General features: G+C 54.7%; 5 protein-coding genes. 4 read left to right on the top strand and 1 reads right to left on the bottom strand.

Annotated features, from left to right (window positions below; all coding sequences use genetic code 11):
• Window positions 1–448: 448 nt before the first annotated feature.
• Window positions 449–574 (bottom strand): hypothetical protein, encoded by a 126-nt coding sequence (locus LOC70_RS24300; protein ID WP_255716065.1) that lies wholly within the window; start codon window positions 572–574, stop codon window positions 449–451.
• A 157-nt stretch (window positions 575–731) separates the two neighbouring features.
• Between LOC70_RS24300 and LOC70_RS13090 the strand changes: the two genes are divergently transcribed.
• From LOC70_RS13090 to LOC70_RS13075, 4 genes are all read left to right on the top strand, one after another.
• Complete coding sequence (locus LOC70_RS13090; protein WP_230254035.1) at window positions 732–1,106, top strand: hypothetical protein; 375 nt, start codon at window positions 732–734, stop codon at window positions 1,104–1,106.
• Window positions 1,107–1,879: 773 nt separating this feature from the next.
• Window positions 1,880–2,323: a hypothetical protein gene (locus tag LOC70_RS13085; RefSeq protein ID WP_230254034.1), complete on the top strand. Its 444-nt coding sequence runs from the start codon at window positions 1,880–1,882 to the stop codon at window positions 2,321–2,323.
• Between the two features lie 658 nt (window positions 2,324–2,981).
• Window positions 2,982–3,404, top strand: coding sequence for a hypothetical protein (locus LOC70_RS13080; protein WP_230254033.1), 423 nt, complete (start codon window positions 2,982–2,984; stop codon window positions 3,402–3,404).
• A gap of 100 nt (window positions 3,405–3,504) precedes the next feature.
• Window positions 3,505–3,825, top strand: a 321-nt coding sequence (locus LOC70_RS13075) for a hypothetical protein (protein WP_230254032.1), incomplete at its 3' end; no start/stop codon positions are given.

Genomic DNA, 3,825 nt, shown 5'->3' with positions numbered 1-3,825 from the left:
GGTTCGAGCGGCATGGCAAAAAGGACGATTATATTCTCTACCGCTTCCTAAACCCGCAGGTCATTGGATAACCATTGCGTGCACACGGAGCGGTGGTGGAGACTCGGTACACTTCCCAATCACATCTCTCGCCACCGCCCGGTGACGCCGAACGTTATCGCGGCGACTCTTACTGAACGTGCCGATGCCGCTCTTGGTTGCACACCACGCCATCGTTGATGCTCGCGAACGCCCGCTCCACGGTGCACCGATGACACAAAGAAAGCGTTCAACACTTTGAACGTCGAACAAATCGACGCTGAACACGATGCACGACACAACTGCGTTCGGTTGCTCGGCACACGTCGTCGCCCGATCTTGCAGCATCCGTCGCGGTCATGCGAACGGTCGCCAACCTTTCGGACGAACGACTGAGTTCCGGTTGCCAACCGATCGCCTCACCGCGACTTCAACATTTCACCGCTGAGTAGACTCCCGGCAACGATGCGAACGATGTCGATTGCGTCTGATACAATCCTTTGACGTTCTCCATCGACATCGTACCCATCGCTTCCTCACCTGTCGGTGCGCTCATGAGCGTCACTCGACGGTTTCGAATTGCTCGATTGGATCAACGACAGTTTTCCCGATAACCACGCGATGATGACGGAGCGGTGGTGGAGACCAACTCGGCATTCCAATCACATCACTCGCCACCGCCCGCATATCGCAAACGTTCTGCGGACAATCAAATGAGTGTATCTCTGATCGTCACGACATCGATTGATCGCAATTACAATGAAACTGGAGAATCAATTTCAGACGCGGATTGGATGGCTTTCGTTGATTCTGACTCGGAGCTTGCGTCGCGTACCGAACCGTTCGAAGCAACCGCACCAGACGGCAGCGTAATCAGAATGTCAGCTCCGCCAGGACAATCTGAATTGATACCGGACCACGGTGCGCGGATACCGTTCCTCGTATTGTCACACGGTGAACTATCGATGCGTTACCACCCGGATATGGAGGATGCATCAAATCCTGTGCGTCAGAAGGTTGTCCAAATTGCTCGACACTTCAACGCTCTGATTACTACAGATGCTGGTGACGATTTTCTCGAATGGTAGAATCATTCGCGGGACTCCGCAGAACAATGCCGTGAACCGGAGCGGCGAAGTAGGGCGGATTTGAAGTGGACAGTCTTTCGTCGCCGCCCGGTTACGGCCAACGTTACCCGACTGAAGTACAGCGCCGTCGATGATTGCAGTCCAAACGATTGGTACAACATGGACGAAGGCATCACGCGGTGGCGAACTCGCCGTGTTGCGGAGCCGCGTGCCAAAACTGCTACCACTAAAGAGCCATTCTGATCTTCCGGATGTTCTGTGGCACAAGGTAGGTTTCGGCGAAACGAACCGATTTGAATCGCCGCTTGTCAACGACGTGACATCTCACGTCGAAAACAATAGTTTCGATTGTCGCAATATCTACATCGACTGGACAGATTGCTCGGCAACTCTAACCTACCGATACCATTCGGGTGCTCCCGAACGCTCCTTTTTTGACAATACTGGATCTCCCGTACCGCCGGAACATTCGATTCACATTTCAATGAATAGCTGGGCATCCGTTGAATACAATGGTCGGTTTACATGCATCGACACTGGCAATTGGTGGTACGAACACGCGGTTGCTAACGTCGCGGTCATGCGATCGTTTGACCATCGCGTATTCGTTGCGTCAGCGCCTTGTGAGCACTACACTCAGCTGGCCGCGTTGTGGTGAATCTAGCTCGCAAATCGCGGGTAACCATCGGTTGCAACGGAGGCCGCGAGTTGACGTTTTTGAAGTGGTGAGTCGATCGCGCGGCCCCGCTGAACCGTACCGTTATCGCAGCTGAATGTTTCGCTTCGCACTGATCACTGCTGTTCTTGCAATCAACGGTTGCCACCGAACCGTCGTCGAACGAGAATCGGTGACTTCACCGGATGGCAAGTCCCGACTTCTGCTTCGATACAATACTGCCGATCACAAGGGCTTCGACTTCAACGATCTGGTACTTCAGACTCACTCCGAGAACGGCTGGACGCACGACTCGACCGTTTGGGCTGGGGATGCCGACGTGTCACCCGGCGTAACTCGTTGGGTGTCTGCACTGGACTCCATGGACGACGATCGCCAAACGGGCGTCATCAAGATCGCTACAATGGGACCACCGGACGCCGGCGGTACTTCGACGGTGGAATACTCCTGGGTGCGTTGGGATTTGGTTGCAAACTCGCCACTCAATACTCTGCACGTTTGTGAATCGCCATTCGACGAACTTCCACCAGAAATGCGATAACCATCGGTTGCAACGGAGCGGCGGTGGTCACCTTTTCTCCAGTGGTTGGGTCAATCGCCGCCGCCCGCTGAACCGTACCGTTATCGCGGCAACTCATGCAGGACGCGGTGATGGTGATCTCGGCTGCACACCACGCCATCATTGATGCTCGCGATCGTCTGCTCGACGGCGCTACGAAGACACATTAAGAACGTTCAACACTTTGAACGTCGAACCAATTGACGATGAACACGATAGCGGAAAAAACTGCGGTCGGTCGCTCGCCACACTCCGTCGCTCGATCTTGCAACATCCGTCGCGGTCATGCGAACGGTCGCCAACCTTTCGGACGAACGGGCTGCGTTCCGGTTGCCAACCGATCGCCTCACCGCGACTCCAACGTTTTTCCGCTGCGTAGACTCCCGGAAACGATGCGAACGATGTCGATTACGTCTAAAACAATCCTTTGACGCTCTCCATCGACATCGTACCCATCGCGTCCTCACCCGTCGGTGCGCTCGCGATCGTCAACCGGCGGTATCGAATCTTTCCATTGGATCGACAATAGTATTCCCGATAACCACGCGATGATGACGGAGCGGTGGTGGAGATCAACTTGGCATTCCAATCACATCCCTCGCCACCGCCCGCATATCGCAAACGTTACGCCATTAGATGAATGACTGATCGCATAGCCAAATTGAAAGCCCGCGACAAAGCCATGCGACAGGCCCGCGACAAGATGCTTCGGCACGTTGCGCAACATTTGACCACGATTGGATTCGCGAAGGCAGGGGCCGGACATTTTGTGCGTCCGTCCCAAGACCGCACCGATCACATTGGGTTTCAAAAACACTCCAGCGGTCGCAATGTTCGCGTGATGGCGCACGTTACGTTGAACGACTCCACTGAAACTACACTCACTGGGCCATGGAGCGACGCATACACTCGCGCCAACTCGCCAGACGGAGTTCGCTACAATTTTGGCTGGTCAACGAATGACGAAGACGTATCACGTTGCGCCGAAGAGTTTTGTCGATTCATCGATGATGTCCTGATCAAATGGTTCGCGGACCCCATCCCGCTATCAGAAAAGGCGTAACCATCGCGTGCACCGGAGTACGCGAGTCGGGCGGTTTTGCAATTGAGAATCTTTCGCGCGTACCCGGTGACGCGTGCCGTTACCCGAATAAAGAAAATCCATGAAAGCGTTCGACATACTCCCGACGGTGGGCGTTGGACCGATTCGATTCGGCATGACACGGGCGGACGTCCGCCAACTTATCGGCCCACACGATGGCGACGCCGACGAAGAACGCGAATGGTACCTCGAAGGTTTGGCGATCGATTTTGATGCTGCTGGCAAGGTTGCATTCATCGAAATCGCCGAATCCGAAAACTTTCGAGCTTTGCTCGACGGCGAATGCCTTCACGAACTGGATGCCGATTCCGCCGTTGCTCACGTTGAAAAGTTGGCTCCGTACGACACTAGTGCTCCCGAACCCGGCTACACGTACGTCTTT

It is taken from the genome of Rhodopirellula halodulae, from assembly GCF_020966775.1.
GTDB lineage: Bacteria > Planctomycetota > Planctomycetia > Pirellulales > Pirellulaceae > Rhodopirellula > Rhodopirellula halodulae.
Note: the sequence above shows the minus strand (reverse complement) of the source record. Positions and strands in the feature narration are given on the sequence as shown.

Excerpts from the sequence above, each read along its gene's own strand:
- LOC70_RS24300 (WP_255716065.1), bottom strand. The coding sequence starts at position 574 with ATGAGCGCACCGACAGGTGAGGAAGCGATGGGTACGATGTCGATGGAG.
- LOC70_RS13090 (WP_230254035.1), top strand. The coding sequence starts at position 732 with ATGAGTGTATCTCTGATCGTCACGACATCGATTGATCGCAATTACAAT.
- LOC70_RS13085 (WP_230254034.1), top strand. The coding sequence starts at position 1,880 with ATGTTTCGCTTCGCACTGATCACTGCTGTTCTTGCAATCAACGGTTGC.
- LOC70_RS13080 (WP_230254033.1), top strand. The coding sequence starts at position 2,982 with ATGACTGATCGCATAGCCAAATTGAAAGCCCGCGACAAAGCCATGCGA.